At 44.3% G+C, this 21,850-nt stretch carries 20 protein-coding genes and 4 pseudogenes; 16 read left to right on the top strand and 8 right to left on the bottom strand.

Features of this window, described 5'->3' with window-relative positions; translation table 11 throughout:
* Positions 1-91: 91 nt before the first annotated feature.
* Positions 92-964: a metallophosphoesterase gene (locus tag ACBP55_RS32775; RefSeq protein WP_464647687.1), complete on the top strand. Its 873-nt coding sequence runs from the start codon at positions 92-94 to the stop codon at positions 962-964.
* Positions 965-1,003: 39 nt separating this feature from the next.
* Here the strand turns inward: ACBP55_RS32775 and ACBP55_RS32770 are convergent, their stop codons facing one another.
* Entirely contained in the window at positions 1,004-1,405 is a 402-nt protein-coding gene (locus tag ACBP55_RS32770; protein ID WP_464647685.1) for a hypothetical protein, read from the bottom strand.
* A gap of 244 nt (positions 1,406-1,649) precedes the next feature.
* On the opposite strand from ACBP55_RS32770, the gene ACBP55_RS32765 reads away from it, so the two are divergent.
* Positions 1,650-2,156, top strand: a complete 507-nt coding sequence (locus ACBP55_RS32765) for a tyrosine-type recombinase/integrase (protein WP_464647683.1) — start codon at positions 1,650-1,652, stop codon at positions 2,154-2,156.
* Between the two features lie 234 nt (positions 2,157-2,390).
* Here the strand turns inward: ACBP55_RS32765 and ACBP55_RS32760 are convergent, their stop codons facing one another.
* A complete protein-coding gene (locus tag ACBP55_RS32760) occupies positions 2,391-2,759 on the bottom strand; it encodes a helix-turn-helix domain-containing protein (protein WP_464653503.1) in 369 nt (122 codons plus the stop codon).
* Between the two features lie 137 nt (positions 2,760-2,896).
* Here ACBP55_RS32760 and ACBP55_RS32755 point away from each other — a divergent pair, with 137 nt between their 5' ends.
* Entirely contained in the window at positions 2,897-3,325 is a 429-nt protein-coding gene (locus tag ACBP55_RS32755) for a hypothetical protein (protein ID WP_464647681.1), read from the top strand.
* A 550-nt stretch (positions 3,326-3,875) separates the two neighbouring features.
* On the opposite strand, the gene ACBP55_RS32750 is transcribed toward ACBP55_RS32755, so the two are convergent.
* Positions 3,876-4,304: a DUF2621 domain-containing protein gene (locus ACBP55_RS32750; RefSeq protein WP_029199423.1), complete on the bottom strand. Its 429-nt coding sequence runs from the start codon at positions 4,302-4,304 to the stop codon at positions 3,876-3,878.
* 166 nt (positions 4,305-4,470) lie between these two features.
* Here ACBP55_RS32750 and ACBP55_RS32745 point away from each other — a divergent pair, with 166 nt between their 5' ends.
* The 4 genes and pseudogenes from ACBP55_RS32745 to ppnP all read left to right on the top strand — a co-directional run bounded on the left by ACBP55_RS32745 (position 4,471) and on the right by ppnP (position 9,172).
* The gene (locus ACBP55_RS32745; RefSeq protein WP_268616859.1) at positions 4,471-5,598 is read left to right on the top strand and encodes a deoxyribonuclease IV; all 1,128 of its coding nucleotides are present in this window, start codon (positions 4,471-4,473) and stop codon (positions 5,596-5,598) included.
* A gap of 66 nt (positions 5,599-5,664) precedes the next feature.
* Entirely contained in the window at positions 5,665-6,564 is a 900-nt protein-coding gene (purU, locus tag ACBP55_RS32740) for a formyltetrahydrofolate deformylase (RefSeq protein WP_464647678.1), read from the top strand.
* Between the two features lie 189 nt (positions 6,565-6,753).
* Positions 6,754-8,776, top strand: a pseudogene (gene tkt, locus ACBP55_RS32735) (transketolase).
* Positions 8,777-8,854: 78 nt separating this feature from the next.
* A complete protein-coding gene (gene ppnP, locus ACBP55_RS32730) occupies positions 8,855-9,172 on the top strand; it encodes a pyrimidine/purine nucleoside phosphorylase (protein WP_029199427.1) in 318 nt (105 codons plus the stop codon).
* Positions 9,173-9,278: 106 nt separating this feature from the next.
* Here ppnP and hisC read toward each other — a convergent pair whose 3' ends face one another.
* The gene (gene hisC, locus ACBP55_RS32725) at positions 9,279-10,388 is read right to left on the bottom strand and encodes a histidinol-phosphate transaminase (RefSeq protein WP_464647675.1); all 1,110 of its coding nucleotides are present in this window, start codon (positions 10,386-10,388) and stop codon (positions 9,279-9,281) included.
* Positions 10,389-10,649: 261 nt separating this feature from the next.
* Between hisC and ACBP55_RS32720 the strand changes: the two genes are divergently transcribed.
* The 9 genes and pseudogenes from ACBP55_RS32720 (at position 10,650) to ACBP55_RS32680 (ending at position 18,367) form a co-directional block, all read left to right on the top strand.
* Positions 10,650-12,155, top strand: a complete 1,506-nt coding sequence (locus ACBP55_RS32720) for an aminotransferase class I/II-fold pyridoxal phosphate-dependent enzyme (protein WP_464647673.1) — start codon at positions 10,650-10,652, stop codon at positions 12,153-12,155.
* A gap of 42 nt (positions 12,156-12,197) precedes the next feature.
* Positions 12,198-13,106: pseudogene (cyoA, locus tag ACBP55_RS32715) on the top strand (ubiquinol oxidase subunit II).
* A gap of 35 nt (positions 13,107-13,141) precedes the next feature.
* Positions 13,142-15,120 (top strand): annotated as a pseudogene (locus tag ACBP55_RS32710) (cbb3-type cytochrome c oxidase subunit I).
* A complete protein-coding gene (gene cyoC / locus ACBP55_RS32705) occupies positions 15,120-15,746 on the top strand; it encodes a cytochrome o ubiquinol oxidase subunit III (RefSeq protein ID WP_464647671.1) in 627 nt (208 codons plus the stop codon). The pseudogene ACBP55_RS32710 and the gene cyoC overlap by 1 nt, the downstream one beginning before the upstream one ends.
* Entirely contained in the window at positions 15,747-16,073 is a 327-nt protein-coding gene (gene cyoD, locus ACBP55_RS32700) for a cytochrome o ubiquinol oxidase subunit IV (protein ID WP_464647669.1), read from the top strand.
* Positions 16,070-16,948, top strand: coding sequence for a heme o synthase (gene cyoE, locus ACBP55_RS32695; RefSeq protein ID WP_464647667.1), 879 nt, complete (start codon positions 16,070-16,072; stop codon positions 16,946-16,948). Before cyoD ends, cyoE begins: the two co-directional genes overlap by 4 nt.
* A gap of 24 nt (positions 16,949-16,972) precedes the next feature.
* Positions 16,973-17,380, top strand: a complete 408-nt coding sequence (locus ACBP55_RS32690) for a FixH family protein (RefSeq protein ID WP_464647665.1) — start codon at positions 16,973-16,975, stop codon at positions 17,378-17,380.
* Positions 17,381-17,460: 80 nt separating this feature from the next.
* Complete coding sequence (locus ACBP55_RS32685) at positions 17,461-17,763, top strand: c-type cytochrome (protein ID WP_464647663.1); 303 nt, start codon at positions 17,461-17,463, stop codon at positions 17,761-17,763.
* A gap of 24 nt (positions 17,764-17,787) precedes the next feature.
* A pseudogene (locus tag ACBP55_RS32680) lies at positions 17,788-18,367 on the top strand (SCO family protein).
* A gap of 99 nt (positions 18,368-18,466) precedes the next feature.
* Here ACBP55_RS32680 and pdxR read toward each other — a convergent pair.
* The 4 genes from pdxR to ACBP55_RS32660 form a co-directional block, all read right to left on the bottom strand.
* Positions 18,467-19,900: a MocR-like pyridoxine biosynthesis transcription factor PdxR gene (pdxR, locus tag ACBP55_RS32675; protein ID WP_464647661.1), complete on the bottom strand. Its 1,434-nt coding sequence runs from the start codon at positions 19,898-19,900 to the stop codon at positions 18,467-18,469.
* A 325-nt stretch (positions 19,901-20,225) separates the two neighbouring features.
* A complete protein-coding gene (locus ACBP55_RS32670) occupies positions 20,226-20,603 on the bottom strand; it encodes a hypothetical protein (protein WP_464647659.1) in 378 nt (125 codons plus the stop codon).
* Entirely contained in the window at positions 20,596-21,162 is a 567-nt protein-coding gene (locus ACBP55_RS32665; protein WP_464647657.1) for an ImmA/IrrE family metallo-endopeptidase, read from the bottom strand. Before ACBP55_RS32665 ends, ACBP55_RS32670 begins: the two co-directional genes overlap by 8 nt.
* 162 nt (positions 21,163-21,324) lie before the next feature.
* Positions 21,325-21,732 (bottom strand): helix-turn-helix domain-containing protein, encoded by a 408-nt coding sequence (locus ACBP55_RS32660; RefSeq protein WP_464647656.1) that lies wholly within the window; start codon positions 21,730-21,732, stop codon positions 21,325-21,327.
* Positions 21,733-21,850: the final 118 nt, after the last annotated feature.

The raw sequence follows: 21,850 nt of genomic DNA, 5'->3' as shown, positions 1-21,850 counted from the left end.
AATTGTATCGCTGGTTAAATGGATCCCCTCGACAAAAAACACGTAATTTAGATATAGTCTTAAAACAAAGATGAGGGTAGGGAAACCTAACGTGAAGAATGATCGTATAAATCGCAGGACGTTTCTCAAGAAAAGTCTGTATGCGGTTGAATCCTTAGCCATATTAACGGGAGTTAGTGGCTTATATGGCATCTTCGGAGAGCGATATTGGGTTCAGTCGACAACGGTTCGGCTTGCTTACCGTCGTTATCCTTCATCATTTGCAGGCGTACGTATTGTCCAATTCAGTGATACGCATATCGGCAAGTATTATAGTCTGGAACAGATGAACAAAGTGGTTGATCTGCTGCAGCGGCAAGAGCCCGACATCATCTGTTTTACAGGAGATTTATTTGATTCCAAATTCGGTGAAGTAAGTGATGAGGTGATTCCGATCCTATCGCGACTCCGAGCAGGAATGGGTAAATTCGCTGTGCTTGGTAATCATGATATGCGACTGGATGGCAATCGAGTGAGGGATGTACTCGAGCGATCCGGCTTTACCGTATTAGTCAACGAGAGCCGATCTATTAAACGTGGAAATGGACGTATAAAGGTCGTTGGAATAGATGAAATGTTCTACGGTAACCCAGATCTGCCTTTAGCCTTGCAAGGTGTACAGAGGGATGATTTCGTGCTGCTTCTTGCGCATGAGCCGGATTTCGCCGATACATCGTTGACAAGCCAGGTCGATTTGCAGCTTTCTGGACACAGCCACGGCGGACAGATTAGGATTCCATTGTATGGGAGTATATTTACGCCGAACCTAGGACAAAAGTACCCTATTGGTTTGTACGCCTTTGAAGGTAGTGAGTTTCACGTCTACACCAACCGCGGAATAGGTACGACTTTGTTCCCTATTCGGTTCAATTGTCGACCAGAAATTACAGTCTTTGTCCTAGAAACGAAGCTGCCAAAAGCATAAACAAACTCCGTCAGCCTAAGCCAACGGAGTTTGTTTTCATCAATAGCAAAACCACTTTTTCCAAATATCAAACGAATCTTTACTATCGTTATCATTTTCATGTTCGTTATCGTGATTATTGTTGTTATTGTTATTATGGTTGTTATTGTTGTTGTTGTTGTTGTGATTATTATTGTCCTTATCCTTGTCCTTGTCCTTGTTGCTGTTGTTATTATTGTTATTGTTATTGTTATTGTTGTTATTCTGGTATGTACTTGTACTCCATAATTTTCTTAGATCATTACTGGTCCCTTTATTACTCGTAAAAATTGAAAAAAGCTGAGAAAAAATGCTGGATTTCTGAGAATTTCCGGAGTCATTATCTGAGGCGGAAGCATACGCAGGGTACATGATTGCACTTAAAAGTAAAATCATGCAAGAAATTCTAACGATTTTTAACATGGTACATAACCTCCCTTCCCGATAAGTTATTGCATGTAATCGTTCTTTATTAAGAATTATACAGCAAAAATTAGGTTTTGAGAACTATAAAAGGCATAGATCATTCTTTTATTTTATGATACAATATGTAACATAATATAAGTAGGAGGAATGATAGAGCAGAAATAGAAGTTTTCTAACTGCAATAAGATACAATGCGTAACATACAAACGGAATTGATTAAAAATCATGCGAGGTGCAACTCATGCAGGTTGTTCAACCTATTAGAGAACAAGAGAAAATCGAACAGATACAGGCCGTTTTGAAAGAACAATCGATTCGAGACTGGCTTCTTTTCACCATTGGGATTAATTCGGGGCTCCATCTAAGTGATTTGTTGTCTTTGAAAGTGAGCGATGTGAAGGATCGAAGTGAAGTCAGCATTAAGGAAGAGAAAACGGGTAAGGTAAAGACGTTTCAACTTTCTCCACAGCTGAAAGCATATATTGAGGAGTATATCCAATATATGGATGTTGATGCTTATTTATTTCCATCCCAACGAACGGGCAATCCGATTAAAAGAATACGAGTTTATCGTATTTTAAATGAAGCAGCCAAGCAAGTTGGATTAAACGACATAGGTACACACACACTTCGAAAAACTTACGGCTATCATTATTACCTAAGAACCAAAAACGTTTCGGTCCTCAGAGATTTATTCAATCAATCGGCTCCATCAGTAACTTTAAAGTATATTGGCGTGAGGGAATAGAGAGTCAAGCTAAGTTGACACTTGGTGAAAGTAGTGGCTCGAGATAGATACATAGTGTATCAAGACTATTAATAAGAATGTAATTCTTTTTTAAAGTTAATAGCTGAGCGTTGGGAGTGGAGTTTCTTATGAAACAAGAAGAAAAGATTTCGGTGGAAATTCATCATGTTCTTCAGCAGTTAGGGATCGACCAGCAGAAGTTTCAGGATCAAGTTATGATGTCTTCCTCACAATCTACTCCAAGGAACGCTCAGCTCTTACAAAAGCGATGAATCGTTTTGCTTCCTCTGGGGTCAGTACGCGACCATCCACGGTTAATGAAAACTTTTTCAAAATGCTCTCATCCGTTAAATCGAGATGCTCTACAAACTCTCTAACATCTTGATCTAGAACGGTTTGCGGCTGGTCAGTCCGGCCAAGCAAATAATCCACAGTAACATTGAAAAAATTGGCGATCTTGTTAATCGTTTCATAGTCCGGTTCACGTCGATTTGTTTCGTAGTGAGAAAGGGCTGCTCTGGATATGCCAATTTTATTGGATAGTTCTTCTTGCGTTAATCCTCTTTTTTCGCGTAAAAGGGCAATGCGATCTCCGTATTTCAGCGTGATCATTCCTCACTGTTTAAGTATTCTTTAACATTATTACCACTGTTTTTCCGGCTATATACAGAGAACTATTATAACAAAGCAGAGATTCATTGACTAGATACAAGATGTAACAAAAAGGAGGGATGAGGCAAATGGCGTTGGAGAGAAAACGTAAACTGTCCTTAGTCGTACCACTGGATGGAAAGTTGAATATTCTTCGAATTCGAAATCAACTCATTAATAGCAAGTATGCACTAATTGAAATTATAGCACTTGAAAAGTCCCAATTCACATTTGCTAGTCCCCTATGTTTGCCAACCAACCATCAAGTAACCTATGGTTTTGAATTTTCGATTTTCGGTCAATTATTTCAAGTGAATGGCCGTATAGAATTAGAAAGCAATAACGATAATGAATATATTTATAAAGCAGTTATTAAATCTGAAGATCATGTTGATTCAGAAATGCTCTATGCCATTAATCAACTTGCGGTCACGCAGAATACGGAATATGGTAAGCTTTCTAAAAGCTACACCCCAGAACCTTCATCAGCTTTAAATACAGTTGATTTGATATGTTGAGGGAAAGATAAAGCCGCTCTGCTGTGCTAATCCGTTTGTTGCTCTCATAAGGTTAGTATAAAAACCAATGAATGTCGAATAAAAATATGCGAATGAATACATAATTTCTATATCTATACACGAGAAAATGAATTCAACCCCTTGCAATGTTACAAAACGTATCTTATAATCAATATATATACAGAATGTAACAACATACGACATTTTGAGCACTCAAGGGGGAGGGATATCATGAATTCGGATATTGTATATTGTATTCAATGTAGTTCAATTATAGGTAGAGGTCATTCAGATCAAATATTTAAGACGGGCTTCTATCATACAACGATTCCACTTTGTCTCTGCAAAACGTGTGTTTCCACGGAGGAGAACAGGTTAAGCATAGAAATTATAAGCAGTCCCCATAAGTGCTATTCCGACTTTGCCCTGCCCTTGTCTATCTAGCCTAAGGGCGGTGTAAGTCGGTTTTTTTTGGTCACTTTGGTAAGCGCTTTCAAAATATGCAAAAAAAGCCTTCCTCATACGTAAACAGCGGAATGGCTTTATTCATTTAATGGAGCAAATGCTTATGCGCACTATAGTCAATCTGCTGCTTTTCGAGGAAGCTAGTCAAGCTCTTATAGTCGCGCCGCGGTGTTGCGAGAATGTAACCTTGAATACAGTGGTCACGCGTTACTTCACTTGCATGAGCCTCTAAGGCAACCTGTCCAATGCGAGCTGCAATGGAATGCTTGGCAATATCTCTAAAGGCAGTCGGCACAGGAGATACCAATTGATCAAGAAATGCTTTAGAATCCTCTGTCCATAAGTGCCGCGAACTGTCCACGTAGTGATTTTGCCAATCCAGCTTCGATTTGCCATCTTCTTTGGGCAGCACCTTTAGGAACTTCCGAAACATGAAATAACCGCCAATGGACATGAACAAAAGCAGGACACATACCCAGAAAATGATGAACCACATGAAAAAATCATTAGCCATTTATTTGTCACCTCACTAGCCTACATCCATATATCTTAAGAATTATACCTTATTTCTAGATTTCTTGCGACAATCCTAGTAAAATAGAAAGGTAGTAGACGTAATTACTTTGGTCTTCTATACCTATGTAGTTGCGTAGTAGACACACAAAAAGGAGTTAACCACTATGCCCAAAATTGGCTCACACGTTTCGTTCTCAGATAAAGGCTTGTTAAATGCAGCAGAAGAGGCAGTCACATACGGTTCTTCCACATTTATGATATACACAGGTGCCCCACAAAATACGCGCCGTAAACCGATTGAAGAGCAATTTATCGAAGAAGGCAAAGCTGTGATGGAGAAGCATGCGATGAACGAAATCGTCGTACATGCTCCCTACATTATTAATCTAGGTTCTTATAAAGAAGATACCTTTGAGTTAGCCGTGCGTTTCCTTCAGGAAGAAATTCGTCGGACAGACTATATTGGCGTTCGCAATATCGTTCTTCATCCCGGGGCTTACACGGACAAGGATGCGGAGTATGGCATTGCCAGAATCGCGGAAGGTCTGAACGAAGTACTTGCAGGCGTTAAAGATACGAATGTGAACATCGCGCTGGAAACAATGGCTGGCAAAGGGACGGAGATTGGCCGAAGCTTTGAGGAATTAGCTGAAATTATGGAACAAGTTGAGTTTAACAATAAATTATCTGTTTGTCTGGACACTTGCCATATTCATGACGCGGGGTATGATATTGTGAACGACCTTGATGGCGTTCTGCATCATTTTGATAAAGTGATCGGATTAGAGAAACTGGGTGTTATTCACTTGAATGATAGTAAAAATCCTCGCGGAGCCAGCAAGGACCGTCATGCGCCGCTTGGTTCAGGATGGATTGGCTTTGAGGCAATGAATAACGTTGCCAACCATGAGAAGCTGCAGCATTTGCCTATGATTCTTGAGACTCCTTGGATTGGTAAAGAAGATAAAACGCAGCGTCCGATGTACGAAGCCGAAATAGCATTGCTGTCAGGTAATCTTAATGGACGTTTTGGCGGCGAATTCTTGGATCATGTAGAGCGAATTGACTTTTTGTTAGGCAAAAAAGAGATTCATTACCGTGATTTCGTCCTGAATACATGGGAATTGTTGAAAAATGATGCCAAGGCCAAGAAAGCGGACGGACGTGAGCCGCTGGAGCGTTTGTATGATATTTTACACGAAGAAAATCTCTTCTCTGATCTTAGCGAGGAGCAGATTAATCAACGATTAATCGTTTGGCTCGCTGGTAAAGATATACTCAAGAAAGCTTAATATAGATGACAGCAAACTAAAAAGAAAGCTTTCTTACAGAAAGTTAAAGCTATTAGGGGGATTAACATGGAACAGGGAAGTACAAATAACTCATTGCGCAGGGAGAGCGTAATGGTGAATAGGGCTAGGATGTTGATCTCTTGTCCGGATCAGCCGGGAATCGTCGCGGCGGTCTCGCAATTTTTGTTTGAATATGGTGCGAATATCGTGCAATCCGATCAATACACAATGGATCCTGAAGGCGGCATGTTTTTCATCCGCATCGAGTTCGATTTAACGGAGCTTGGGGCCCGGGTTGATCAATTGAGAAAGGATTTCTCTGTCGTTGCGGACAAGTTCTCCATGGATTGGAGTCTTTCACTTGCAAGCCAGAAGAAACGCATCGCTATCTTCGTGTCCAAGGAAGATCATGCTTTGCTTGAGCTGCTTTGGCACTGGCGCGCGGGTGACCTTAACGCAGATATCGCGATGGTTATTAGCAACCATCCGGACATGCAATCTCTGGTCGAGCCTTTTGGAATTCCCTATTACCATATTCCTGTTACCGCGGATACGAAGGCAGAAGCAGAGCGTCGTCAGCTTGAAGTCGTTGGAGACAATGTTGATGCGATCGTGCTGGCTCGCTATATGCAGATCGTTTCGCCTTCTTTTATTAAACACTACGCTAACCGCATTATTAATATCCATCACTCCTTCTTGCCTGCCTTTGTTGGCGGGAAGCCTTATGCGCAAGCGCATAACCGTGGGGTGAAAATCATTGGCGCTACCGCACATTATGTGACCGACGAATTGGATGGCGGACCTATTATTGAGCAGGACGTTCAAAGGGTAAGCCACCGTGATAACGTAGAAGATTTGAAAAGAATCGGTCGACATATTGAACGGATCGTCCTTGCTAGAGCGGTAGCTTGGCATGTAGAAGATCGAATTATTGTGCATAATAACAAGACAGTAGTATTTAATTAGGTTAGATTAGGCTGTGTCCATTACTGGATGCAGCCTATTTGCTTGTGACCGCTTAGGCTGATGATGTTTTAGCGGGTTATTGTGGCAAAGCCTTAAAGCAAATGGTACAATAATGCAAGCGAGAATAGTCACTTGTATGTACAAGTCATTGATTGACGAAAATACAGAAATATAGGAGGGAATTTTCGAATGACAGTAACAAACAAAACAATTGAACAATTAGCGGTCGACACGATCCGTACTTTGGGTATCGACGCCGTTGAGAAAGCGAAATCAGGTCACCCAGGTATGGTCATGGGGGCTGCGCCAATGGCTTACGTGCTGTGGAAACAGCATATGAAGCACAATCCATCTAATCCTAAATGGGTCAATCGTGACCGCTTCGTGCTTTCAGCCGGCCACGGATCCATGCTGCTATACAGCCTGCTTCATCTTTGCGGATATGATCTGCCAATGGAAGAGATCAAGAACTTCCGCCAATGGGGAAGCAAGACCCCAGGACATCCGGAATACGGTCATACAGCAGGTGTTGACGCAACTACGGGTCCACTTGGACAAGGTATTGGTATGGCTGTTGGTATGGCCATGGCGGAAGCTCACCTGAGAGAGACTTATAATAAAGAGAATTTCCCTGTAGTCGACCACTATACATACGCAATCTGTGGTGATGGCGATATGATGGAAGGCGTTTCATCAGAAGCCGTTTCCTTGGCAGCTCACCTTAAATTGGGCAAATTAATCATGCTGTACGATTCCAATGATATCTCGCTGGATGGCGAGCTTAATATGGCATTTTCCGAGAACGTTCAGAAGCGTTTCGAAGCTTACGGCTGGCAAGTGCTGCGCGTAGAAGAGCAAAATGATCTTGCGGCGATTTCCAAAGCCATTGCTGAAGCGAAAGCTGATACAACGCGCCCAACATTGATTGAAGTGAAAACGACAATCGGTTTCGGCAGCCCGAACAAAGGCGGCAAAGGCGGCCACGTTGGACCTCACGGATCTCCACTTGGCGGCGAAGAAGTGAAGCTGACGAAGCAAGCTTACGGCTGGCCTGAGGAGCCGGACTTTCTTAGTTCCGGACGAAGTTAGAGCGCACTATGCAGAAATTCAAAAAGAAGGAGCTGCAGCTGAACAAGCTTGGAGCAACCTGTTGAATGACTACATCAAAGCATATCCGGAACTGGGTAAACAGTTCAGCGCGGCTGTAAGCAATGAATTGCCAGCTGGCTGGGATGCAGATCTTCCGGTTTACAGCACATCAGACAAGCCTATGGCGACTCGTGTTGCCTCCGGTAATGCAATCAACGCGATTGCACCTAAATTGCCGCAATTGATCGGCGGTTCCGCGGATCTGGCAAGCTCAAACAACACCATGATCAAAGGCGAATCCAATTATAGTGCCAGCAACTATGCAGGTCGCAATCTATGGTTTGGTGTTCGTGAATTCGGTATGGGTACAGCGATGAACGGTATGGCTCTGCATGGCGGAGTTAAAATATACGGGGCTACCTTCTTCGTATTCTCCGATTACCTGCGTGCATCGATTCGTCTTGCAGCTCTTATGCAGCTTCCGGTGATCTACGTTCTAACACATGACAGCATCGCTGTTGGTGAAGATGGACCGACACATGAACCGGTTGAACAATTGCCTGCGCTTCGCGTCATTCCTGGCATCACCGTTATTCGCCCTGCAGACGGGAACGAAACGTCGGAAGCATGGCGTTATGCGATTTCTGGGGCGAAAGGGCCAGTTGCGCTCGTATTGACTCGTCAAAACCTGCCGATCCTTGAAGGTACTGTCCAAGGCGCGAAAGAAAACCTCAGCAAAGGCGGATACGTTGTATCCGACGCTACAAATGGCAAGCCAGTTGCACAAATTCTGGCAACAGGTTCCGAAGTACAATTGGCTGTCGCGGCGCAAAAGCTTCTTGAAGCCGATGGCATTAACGTTCGTGTCGTAAGCTTGCCAAGCTTGGAGCTGTTCGAGAAACAGTCACAAGAATACAAAGACTCCGTCATTCTGCCGGAAGTGAAGAAGCGTCTAGCTGTTGAGATGGCTTACCCGCTTGGTTGGGAACGTTATGTTGGCGACCAAGGTTCCATCCTCGGCATCACTACATTTGGAGCATCCGCACCAGGGGATTTGGTTCTCAAAGAGTACGGATTCTACCCAGAGAATGTAGCAGCTAGAGTGAAAGCTCTATTGTCTTAATGAATTGAAAGCAGCCACAGCCCACCTCTCGTGGGCTTGGCATTATTTTTATTTATTTTAGAGGGGGAACCAATGACCATGTCTAGCTTTGAAAATGTAACCGTATTAACGAAAGCCAACGTTTATTTCGACGGTAAAGTGACTAGCCGCACCGTTCAATTCGCCGATGGCACCAAAAAAACACTCGGCATTTTGCTGCCGGGCGAGTACGAATTCGGAACAGATGTAAAAGAAATCATGGAAATCCAAGCTGGTGAGCTGAACGTATTGCTTCCTGGAAGCAGCGAATGGATTACCATCAGTGGGCAAGGTGAATTCACAGTTCCCGCCAATGCAAAATTCAAGCTCGAAGTGAAAACAGTTAGCGATTATATCTGCTCTTATATTCATGAGTAAAATATGGGGGGGTTAACCTCCCGACAAAGAATCCCATACATCTATTGGACAAAATGTTCAATGGATGTATGGGATTTTTTTTGTAGAGAAACGCCTACTCGGGCTACTACGTCAGTTTCAAAATTTCGGAAAGCCTTTGAATAAAGGTCGAATTTTCTTCTTCTGTTCCCACTGATACGCGAATATGGTGAGGAAGCTTCCATAGTCCTCCGTAACGAACAATGATTCCTTTCGTCAACAATTGCTCGTAAATAGATTTGGCATCCGGACCAAGTTCAACTAGTACAAAGTTACTCATGCTTTTAATAAAGGGGAGACGAAGTTCTCGGAATGAAAGGTATAGCTGATTCTTGCCTTGTCTATTTATTTGTAATGACAAGTGTAAGTGTTCAACATCATGAAGAGCAGCTGCCGCGGCGGCCTGAGCCAATGTATTAACATTAAAAGGTTCCTTGACCTTGAGAATTTGCTGGATGATGGGCTCTGGAGCTGCTCCAAACCCAACTCTCAGTCCTGCCAAACCGTATATTTTGGAGAAAGTCTGAAGGACAATAATCGGATATCCGGCACGAACAAATTCTAATCCATCTGTGTAGTCGTCAGCATCAGCATATTGACTGTATGCTGCATCAAACAGCACGAGAATATGTTTGGGCAGCACGTCCAGCAGATGATGCAAGACGGATTTTGATAAATAGGTGCCGGTTGGGTTGTTAGGCGAACAGATGCAAATCATCTTGGTTTGTTCAGTAACCGCGTTTACTATGGCATCAATATCAAACGAATATAACTTCCCAAGTGGTACGGTAACGATATTCGCGCCCATAAGATTCGCTCCGAATTCATATTCGCTAAATGACGGTGAGGGTACGATGATTTCATCGCCAGGCTCCAGAAAAGCCTCCGATACAAGTGTGATCAATTCATCCCCGCCATTACTGATGATGAAATTATCCGCTCCCATGCCGAGTTTCACGGCAATTAGCTGTCGCAGGTTCGAGGTACTTGAATCGGGATAGCGGTGAATGTCCGATAAAGAATACATAATGGCTTTCAATGCTTTGGGGGAAGGTCCCAATGGATTCTCATTGGAGGCCAACTTGACGATTTTGGATAAACCCTGCTCTCTTTGAAGCTCCCAAATGGGCTTTCCCGGGGTATAGGGGGTAATGTTTTGAAGTGTCTTTCGTGCTTGGACTTCAATGATTTCAGACATAACAAATCTCCTCCTTTATAAATTCCTTTGACAACGCCTGCTTATTTGTAATGTAAGTCCTCCTAGCTGCAAAGTAACCATCCAATCCGTGTTCTTTCTACCAATCCAGTTAATATGAGCTTTGTTGATATGTAATGGTTGGCGACAAAAGAAACGAAATGGATGGTTACGCATGAACATTAATCTATTACGATCAATCAGGAATAAGATATTTGTGCCATCCGTCATTGGAAAAATAATGGGAATAAACAGGGGGACAGAATGGATCATCAGAAGACGCCGTTGTTTACGGCACTAGTTCAGCACGCAGCAAGCGACCCGCTGCCTTTTCATATTCCAGGTCATAAAAAAGGGAAAGGAATGGACCCCGAATTCCGGGCCTTTGTAGGAGATAACGCTTTATCGATTGATCTTATCAATATAGTTCCGCTTGATGATTTGCATCAGCCGTCAGGCGTGATTCGCGAAGCTGAACAGCTCGCGGCAGATGCATTTGGCGCAGACTATACGTTGTTTTCCATACAAGGCACAACAGGGGCCATCATGACCATGATCATGTCAGTCTGTTCACCTGGAGACAAAATCATGATACCTCGAAATGCTCATAAATCCATTTTGTCGGCCGTTATTTTTGCAGGAGCCATCCCTGTATGGGTTTCGCCGGAAAAGGATGACAGACTTGGTATCGAGCATGGAGTGACAACAAAATCGGTGTTGCAAGCGTTGGAGCAGAATTCAGATGTGAAAGCCGTTCTTATTATCAATCCGACCTATTATGGAACAAGCATCGATTTGCTTGAAATGGTCGAACTTGTTCACAGCTATGGAATCCCTGTTCTTGTGGACGAAGCACACGGCACGCTTATCCACTTTCATGAGGATCTTCCCCTATCGGCTATGCAGGCGGGTGCAGATATGGCGGCAACTAGTGTTCATAAGCTTGGCGGTTCGCTGACTCAGAGCTCGATTTTAAATGTGAAGGGCAATCGGGTAAGTATAGAGAGGATTCGTACTCTAATGAGTATGCTGACGACAACCTCGACATCCTATTTGCTGCTTGCTTCCTTGGATACGGCCCGAAGGCAATTGGCTGTGAATGGGCAAAGGCTTGCCGAGAAAACGATAAGCTTAGCCCAGTATGCCCGTCGCCAGATCAATGAGATTCCAGGGTTCTACTGCTATGGAGATGAGATACTCAAAGCAAGAGGTGTTTTCCATTATGATCCTACGAAGCTCTGTATTCATCTTGGGCAGCTGGGCATCTCCGGATATGAGGCTGAACAATGGCTGCGGGCCAATGACAGGATTGAGGTCGAACTAAGCGATCTTACCAATATTTTGTGTCTAATCACGTTGGGAGACTCAGAGCAGGAAGTGAACCTGCTGCTTCACGCGTTGTGGCGAATGTCCGCCGCCTTCAACCCAAAAGAGGAGGACCAAGACCTTGTTCCACCGATGGTTCCTGAGTCAACGCGATTTGTATTGTCACCCAGAGATGCTTTCTATGCGGATACAGAAAAAGCTTTCTTTCAGCAATCTTGTGGACGAGTTATCGCAGAATTCATTTATGTGTATCCCCCGGGTATTCCCATATTAATGCCGGGACAGATGATATCCCAGGAAATCATTGACTATATTAAGCTGCATCTGGAAGCAGGTCTCCCCGTTAAAGGACCGGAGGATCCAAGTATTCAAAAAATTAGGGTCGTGGCCACTACACAGCAGGAGATACTTTCGCAAACAAGCAGATATGTAATCCCCGATTAAGAAGTTTCAAGTCAGAATGTAAGTTGATAGGAGCTGAGAAATATGAATGTACCCAAAATGCTTCGATGGATGGGACTATTTTACATGCTGGTAATTCTGGTATTAATAACCACAGGGTGCGCAGAAAACATCGTTGTACTGAATCCCAAAGGACCCATTGCTGAACAACAACGGGATTTAATGCTTATTTCAACCTTATTGTGCTGCATCGTTATTGTGCCTGTTTTAATTCTTACGGCATTTATTATTTGGCGTTACCGCGATAAGAAAGGAAGGAATGCCAAATACACGCCAACATGGGAGCACAGTACCAAACTGGAGACTATCTGGTGGGGAATTCCGATCATCGTTATTTTAACGCTGGCGGTGATTACGGTACAGGCTACCTATGCCCTTGAGCCGTCTAAGCCTTTGGAGTCAGAACAAAAAGCCATGACTATTCAGGTGACTTCATTGGATTGGAAATGGTTGTTCCAATACCCGGAGCAGGGGATTGCAACAGTGAATGAACTGAAAATCCCTGGAGGGGGTTCCCATCCGATTTGAGATCACAGCGGATTCTCCAATGAACTCCTTCTGGATTCCACAGCTTGGCGGTCAGATGTACGCGATGTCCGGAATGGCCATGACGCTATATTTGCAAGCCAATGAGCCGGGAAGTACTGGGGGTCAGGGGCTAATTTTACGGGAAAAGATTTTGCCAAGATGTATTTTAACGTAGAGTCTACCACGCAGGAGGATTTTGACCTATGGGTAAAAAAGGTGAAAGCTGCTTCACCTGAGCTAACGCTGGATGGCTATAAAAAGTTGGCAGAGCCGGCTGCGTCAGAAGTGAAGTCGTATTCCGCTTTTCCAGAAGGGTTGTTTGAGATGACGGTCACCAAGTATGCTTCATCGCATAATCATGGCTTGTCGTGGAAAGACATTCAAAGGATTCAGATTGAAAAATAACAGGCTTGGAATTGAGTAGTAAGGAGAGAGTTGCCATGTGGGAGAAAGTAAAAAGCTTCGCATCGGATTTTTTTGTTACAGGAGATCCGTTAATTTATGGGGCAGATGTCAGTATTGCTCTGACCATCGTTCTGGTGGTATTCGTGCTAACCTATTTCAAGAAATGGACATGGCTGTGGCGTGAATGGCTAACCAGTGTCGATCATAAAAAGATCGGTATTATGTATATCATCTCTGCCTTTCTGATGCTGTTTCGAGGTGGAGTGGATGCACTCCTCATGAGGGTTCAGCTAGTTGTGCCTGAGTTCGACTTCTTGGCTCCGGATCATTACAATCAGATTTTTACGACGCATGGTGTCATTATGATTTTATTTATGGCCATGCCGTTTATGTTCGGTTTGTTTAACGTCATGGTGCCTTTGCAGATCGGGGCGAGAGATGTGGCGTTTCCGTTTCTCAATTCGCTAAGCTTCTGGCTATTCTTCTCAGGGGCGATGTTGTTCAACATGTCCTTTGTGATCGGCGGTTCGCCGGATGCAGGCTGGTTGGCGTATCCGCCTTATTCGGGGCTTATGCATAATCCGGTCCCGGACAGGACTTTTATATTTGGGGGATTCAGATTTCGGGGATCGGCAGCTTGATGACGGGGATCAACTTCATCGTCACGATTCTGAAAATGCGTGCGCCTGGTATGAAACTGATGAAAATGCCCATGTTCCCATGGTCTGTGTTATCGAGTTGTATTGCCATCATCTTTTCATTTCCGATTTTGACGGGAACACTGGCGCTCCTCTTTTTGGACCGTTACGCAGGCGCACATTTCTTCACCTTGGATGGCGGCGGTAATCCGATGATGTATATCAATCTGATTTGGATGTGGGGGCATCCCGAGGTCTATATTATCGTGCTGCCCGCTTTTGGTATTTTTTCAGAAATTGTAGCTACCTTTTCGAAGAAAAAGCTATTCGGTTATAAATCAATGGTATATGCCATGATGATTATCAGTATTTTGTCATTCCTCGTGTGGGCGCATCATTTCTTTACAATGGGTTCCGGTGCAGACGTGAATGCTTTCTTTGCTCTGACCACCATGTTGATTGCGATCCCTACAGGCGCGAAGGTGTTCAATTGGTTGTTTACGATGTTCCGGGGAAAATCACGTTCGAAACACCAATGCTTTGGACAATTGGGTTTATCCCTTGCTTTGTCACGGGCGGGTTGACGGGAGTGCTGCTGTCGGTAGCTCCTGCTGATTTTCAGTTTCATAACAGCTATTTCCTAGTTGCTCATTTTCATCATGTCATTATTGGCGGTGTCGTATTTGGTTATTTCGCCGGCCTGTATTATTGGTGGCCTAAACTCTTTGGCTTCAAGCTGAATGAGCGCATTGGCAAATGGGCGTTCTGGTTCTGGAATATTGGCTTCTATTTGTGCTTCATGCCGCAATATGTACTTGGTCTAATGGGTATGACACGGCGGGTAGCGACCTATGGATGGGATAAGGGCTGGTGGGAAATGAATCTGGTCTCTACGATCGGTGCAAGCTTAATGGGTGTGGCTTTTCTGTTCCAGGTTTGGCAAATTGCACATAGCGTTAAACACCATCGAAGCAATAGGGATACAACGGGCGATCCGTGGAATGGCCGCACACTGGAATGGTCGATCCCATCTCCTGCACCGCACTATAATTTTGCAACGTTGCCTCAAGTTTCACAACAGGATGAATGGTGGGAGGAAAAGCTGCGAAGAGAAAACGGACAGCAGTCTCCGCCTTCTGTTAAGCTGGAGCCGATCCATATGCCCAAAGATTCCGCCATACCCATTATTATGTCAGCTTTTTGGTTTATGACCGGTTTTTGGGTTCGTGTTTCATTGGCTTTGGTTAACGATACCGGGATTGGTCGGCGTAGCGGTGTGCATGATTGTCCATTCCTTCAATTATGATACCGATTATTACATCCCAGTGGATGAAATTGAACGAACAGAAGCTGCGATAAGGAAGGTGACAAGCTAATGGCGCAATCAAATGTCTCGGGGCAGGTTCATCCACCCGAGTCGCATTCGGAGCATCATGCTCATCCGGATATGGAGGAAATGCGAACGTTCGGATTCTGGATCTATCTGATGACCGATGTTATTTTATTCGGAACTTTTTTTGCAACTTATATTGTGCTTCGAGGTAATACCAACGGCGGTCCGGGGCCAGCCGAGCTGTTCGAGATTGGCGGAGTGATCGCGAGTACGTTCATTTTGCTCACAAGCAGCTATACATGCGGGTTGGCGCTATTGGCCATGAATAGAGGGAAACGACAAGCCTTGATCGGCTGGCTGGGTATTACCGTATTGCTTGGCGCAATCTTCATCGGGCTAGAAATCAACGAATTTATTCATCTGGTGCATGAAGGCGCAACAATGGGTTCAAGTGCCTTTTTATCGGCATTTTATACGCTGGTGGGTACTCATGGCCTACATGTACTGGTTGGATTGATCTGGATGGTTGGTGTGATGATTCAGCTATCTAGGAAGGGCATCACGCCTGTAACTAAGCGTAAAGTCAATGTGATCAGCTTGTTCTGGCATTTCCTTGATGTGGTCTGGATTTTCGTGTTCACGGTTGTTTATTTAATGGGGGTGAGCTAGATGGCGCAGGTTGAATCGGTCCATACGACAGAGGAAGTGCACGGTTCGTTCAAAACGTATACGATTGGCTTTCTATGCTCCATCGTTCTAACGATGATTCCAATCGCTATTGTGATGAATGGCTGGCTAGAGGGAGTAAGCAATGCGGTTGTGCTGATGACGGCAGCCGTTCTTCAATTGGCTGTACAGCTGATTTTTTTCATGCATCTGCGTGAGGAGAAGAAACCTCGTTATAACCTGTTCTCCTTGCTTCTCGGTTTGGTTATTCTGTTGGTTATCGTCGCCGGCTCGATGTGGATCATGCTGTACAATATGGTGGCTTTATGAGTCGTACAGGTTTATTCGCTGACTGGATTCAGTTAACGAAGCCGAGAATCCTTCAACTGAATCTCTTTGCCGCATTTGGAGGCTATTGGCTTGCCTCCAAATGGATGGTGGAGTGGAGCTTATTGGTATGGACGCTGCTTGGAACGGCCTTAACGATGGCGGCTTCATGTGTGTTTAATAATATTTGGGATTACAAGCTTGACCAGAAGATGAATCGAACTAAAGAGCGGCCTCTTGCAACCGGCAGACTGAAGACAAGAGACGTAGTCATCTATGCTCTGACACTTGGGATAGCTGGAGAAGCCATCTTGTTTTGGAAAGTAAATGTGTTGTGCGGCTGGTTAGGACTGATCGGGATGTTCGTCTACATCGTTATTTATACGATGTGGCTGAAGCGAACTTCGACTTGGAGCACATCCATTGGAGGGATGTCTGGCGCCATACCACCAGTGATCGGTTATTGTGCCTATACAAATGAGGTTGATGCGGGCGCTCTGCTCTTGTTTTCATTATTGTTTCTATGGCAGCCTGCTCACTTCTGGTCACTTGCCATTCGGCGTGTAGAGGAGTATAGAGCAGCAGGCTTTCCGCTTCTGCCCGTCCTTAAAGGGATAGGACGCACCAAGCTGCAAATGATTCCCTATGTTGCGCTGTTATTTCCGACTGTCATCCTTTTATATATGTATGATTATACCGGGTTAGTTTTCTTGATTGCGTCTTTGTTGGCAAGCATCGTTTGGTTATGGCATACGCTGCGGGGAAGAACAGCGATGGATACTGAACGCTGGGCCAAAACGAATTTTTTGATTTCGGTGAATTACTTGATGGTGGTGTTTTTCCTTATGATCCTAGATACGCCGGGCCGACCATTCTAATTGAAAGCAGGAGGATATTTAAAAATGAAGAGATCGTTGCTTCTGTTGGGGGTAGCAGTTGCTAGCCTCTTGCTGATCGCAGGTTGTTCAAGCCCTCCATCTGAGTCTAATGAAGTTGCCGATTTGGTACATGTTGTGATCATATCATCTCCCGAAACGATTCAACTAGGTCAGCCTGTTCAAATAGAAGCACATGTTACACAAGGCTCCAAGCCAGTAGAAGATGCCCAAGAAGTAGAATTTGAAATTTGGAAAGAAGGCAATAACAAGCATGAGAAAATCAAAGTGGCTCATGACCGAGGGGGAATTTATCCCATCAGCCGAACATTTTCTGAAGAAGGGGTTTATTATGTCATTGCCCATGTAACTGCCAGAGATATGCATGTCATGCCCAAAAAGGAACTGGTCGTTGGAGCTGTTAAGTCGAAATGACAAATGAGTCTGATTAAGGATTTCCAAACTGCATAGAGAGGTAGGGGAATGCTTTGAGTGGAAAAGGTTGTTTACTTCTTATGATGTTTATCTTACTTTTATCCGCATGCAGTCAAGGAAATAATGATCGGTTAATGGTTTCGAACTCAGCCACTCCTGAAGATGCCAAAGCAGTTGCACTGTATAAAAAGCAATGTATTTCCTGTCATGCCGTTGATTTAAGCGGTAAAGTAGGTCCAAGCTTGCAGAAGATTGGTACCAGGCTATCAGACCAACAGTTGATGGATATCGTGCATGATGGAGGAGGGGGCATGCCTTCGTTCAAAAAGATATTAAGTGCCGAGGAAATTGGGGTTTTGGCGCAATGGCTTGCGAAAAACTGATATAGACAAAAGAAGGTGTTGCAGGTGAAGAAAGCAGTTATGTGCTGCTTAATAAATTTGGCGATATTGTTTCTTGTAACAGCATGCGGCAGCGGCAAGCCTAATCAGCTTCATATTCCGGTCCAGCCCTTTGAGTTCACTGATCAGGATGAGAAACCAGTCTCACTGTCAGATTTGAAAGAAAAGGTGTGGATTGCAAATTTTGTTTTTACCCATTGTGCTACCGTATGTCCAACCATGACGGCCAATATGGCAAGGCTTCAAGAACGATTAAAAGAGGCCGGAGCGAAGGCTGAATTGATTTCCTTCTCTGTTGATCCGGAGCAGGACGACCCTGGCAGCTTTAAAAAACTATCTGCAAAAATTTGATGCCGACTTTACGAACTGGCATGCGTTAACCGGCTACGATTTTGATGAGATCAAAACATTTGTTTTACGTTCGTTTAAATCGCCTATAGCGAAGGATACCAGCACGGATCAAGTCATACACGGCACTTCTTTTTATCTGGTGGATCAATCAGGAATAGTCGTAGCCAAGTATGACGGAATGCTGGATGTTCCTTACGACAAAATCATAAAGGATGTAAAGGTTTTGAAGCAATAGAGAATTCGATCGTTATCGAAATAAAGGGTTGTCCCAACTATCGTAAACTACACGATTCATGGGACAACCCTAATTTTAGTTAAGCCGCCAAATAGAAGATTACAATACGCTTCGAAGAGCGGCTGCAAATTTGGCGATTCCCGGACCAATTTCCTCTGCATTTGATCTTGCAAAAGTAAATCGCACATAACCGGAGTCTGAACCGTAGACGCTGCCGGGTACCATGATAACGCCACTTCGGATAGCTTCTTCCAACAGCTTGTTATCATTCACCTCGGGGATAATTTTGCACCATAGGTGCAAGCCTCCTTGAGGAATCGTAAAGCTGACCAGGTCCGGCAATTCTTTATGGAGTGCCTCCATCAACAAATCTCGTTTATAGAGCAGATGCATCCTCAAACGATCCAAATGAGGCTGGAAATAGGGAGACTTCAAGAACTGCGAAGCAACCTTTTGGGGAACGACACTAAGTCCGAAATCCATCTGTTGTCGGGCATCGGCCAGCCTCTCGACTACGGCATGGGGAGCGACCATCCACCCAACACGCAGCCCTGATGCCGCGATTTTGGATAAAGAGCCGATATAAAGGACCGAGCCAATAGGATCAATGGATTTGAGCGGCATCGGTGGAGTCCCGTCATAGGCAGTCAGGCTAAAGGGATCATCCTCTACAATGGGAAGGCCTAGTTCACTTGCAACATCAAGCAATTCAATACGACGTTCATCATCCAGTACAAGGCCTGTTGGATTTTGAAAATTTGGGTTAATAAATACCATCTTAATCCGGTGTTTCTTGTAAAGTGAACGAATATCCTCAGGTCGGACCCCTTTATCATCGACTGGAAGACGGAACAATCGAAGACCGGCTGATTGAAACATTGGCAATGAGTAGTAATAAGAAGGATCTTCAATGGCAACCGCATCACCGGGAGACAGCAAACATTGTGTAATTAAATAAAGAGATTGCTGGGAACCTGATGTAATGAGAATGGAAGCATCGGTTGTTTGAATCCCCCGATATTGTTTTAAATACGAAACCAGCGATTCTCGGAGCGGGTCGTACCCTTGTGGATTGTCATAACCCAAATAGGAGGTGTAATGCTTTTCGCTCATGAGATGATTGATTTCTTCAACAGGAGCCAGATCTCCAGCCAGTTCACCGCTGGCAAAATCAATCAAATCTGGATTTTGCCTGAGTGCTTCCCGGATACGTCTCAAGAACGGCAAGTTAGGCAAGAAGCTCCCGCCTTCTGTATACCGATGCCAGTTAGGGGTATGCCTGGGTGTAGTTCCCCATTTAAATTTACTTACTCGCGTTCCGCTTCCCGACCGACTCTCTATAATTCCAAGTGCACGAAGCTCCGCATATGCCAGGACAACGGTGCTGCGGTTCACGCCCAATTGCTCCGCTAATTTTCTTTCGGAGGGAAGCAGGCTTCCCGGTGGAAACTCGCCGTAAGAAATCCTTTGTTCGATATCGTCAGCAATTTGTTGATGTAAAGTTTGGTCGCTTAAACGATCGGGTTTCCACATGATTTACACCTCTGCCTGTTTATACTTAGAATGAACACTATTGTGATTTTTATCATAACATTTGACAAGTCCATAGCCAGCTTCAATTTTCAACATAAAAATGACAAATGTCAATCGATCTGTTGACTTGAATGGGGTACATGACCTTAAATTGATGGATATAATTGATTGCGTTTTGGATTATGAAATGACAAAAGCATATTGGGAGTACATGGACACGAGTACCGGGTTTCAGAGCGGTTGGAACTCTACATTCATCCCTCCCCACGATCAAAGGTATGGGTTTACACCAAGGACGCCGCGAGGCATTTTTCTTAATTCGTCTCTATTCGGAAGACCAACTGTATAATGATCGGATATCCATCTGCAGCACCTCTTCGATGTCGCTCGTGCGGATCCATAATTGCTGGATGCTTTGTAAAGAATCAGGTGGAAGCGACATATGTCGTTGTTGAATTCTGGAGAGGCTGATGCCAATGCATTGGGGGTGTCGTTGATTGATGACAAGGTCATCCAGCAAGACAGTTATTCCAGCCTCTAAGTCGGGGATTTCTTCCATTTTAAGCTGCTGAAACGGAGCTGTTAATGGCACGTACATCGATGCTTTGCTCCAATCCAGCTCGTGAGGCCGAAAACGCAGTGACATGAGGAATGGCTGTATACACTCTTCATGAAAGTCATAAAAAACAGTAAGCTTAGCCATCAGAGGGCGCCCCTTTTTGCTTCAGATGCTCCAGCTTGTCCATGATAAGGCGAGTTTCATCGGACCAATTGGCTGGATTGTACTTGGTAGCCTGGCTTTGTGTAAATAGCTGGTATTCATGATCCAAAATGCCTTGCAGGACGCGCCGTTGAATTTGTTCTATACGTGCTGCTGCAAGCCGGTGGGTTACTTGAAATTCATCGGATAGCAGGGCTATCATTTCGTTTTTTTGCTCGGGCAGCGGCAGTTTCTTAAGCATAGAAATGGGTAGTGCCGCGTAGAGCTGGAAAGCCGATGCGTCCTGCTCCTGCCAATCGACATAGCGACCTGGCATGATCATTTGGTTGCCGGAATGGCGAAGTACATGACAAAGCTCATGAAGGAAGTCTTCCCACTGCTCTTTGGCAGATAATCGACGGTCTACGTTGATGCTGAATTGTCCGTTATTTTCCACAGCCATGCTGTTCATATCCATCGCATAAACCCAAATATGCAGTTTAGCAGCCAAATTAGTCATACTAAGCTGAGCTGGATCTGTGATGTCATGTTGGAGATACAAAGCTTCGACCCATTGTTCCAGAGGGGTGGTTTGGTAGTGAGTGAACAGGACAAACACCTCGTTATAGGAATGTACGTTCGTTTATTTAAGGTAAAGAAAAGCCCGTTAGGGCTTGGCTTTATGTAAAAGGATAAGTTCATCAAGATGGCGCTTAAGCCACTGTTATTGTTGACTGTCTGGATTGCGACCCTGCTGCTGCTCCTTGATGAAATTCCAGAAGCGGAGCATTTCGTCTCGCTTTTCTTTAGGCGCATTTTGGAAATCTTTAAAAAATAAACTGACCTCAGGGTCATCGATTTCTGTAGCTTGGATCGGGTTAGAGGGTCCTTCGAGGGCCTCTTCGTCTGTCGGAGCAAACCCGGCAAGCAGTAGAAGATCATCCTTCTCCGAGCTGGAAAGTGCATCGGCTAAGGCGATAACCGTTTCTCTGGATGGATTGAAGCGGTTATTTTCTATGGAGTGTATAAATGAATAACTGACACCGGATCGTTCCCCGAGCTCTCTAAGTGAGAAATGGTTCATCTTACGCAGATCCCGAATTCGAATGCCAAATTGCACCATATCTTTCATCGCTTCATCACCTATCTCTATTGTAAATGGTTATGGATATAAAAAACAAGAGGCTCTAATAAAAATGTTTAGAATTTCAAAACATTTGTATTGAATTTTAGAACGAGAAGAGCTATGA

The sequence above is a fragment of the Paenibacillus sp. WG02 genome (assembly GCF_055396115.1).
Note: the sequence above shows the minus strand (reverse complement) of the source record. Positions and strands in the feature narration are given on the sequence as shown.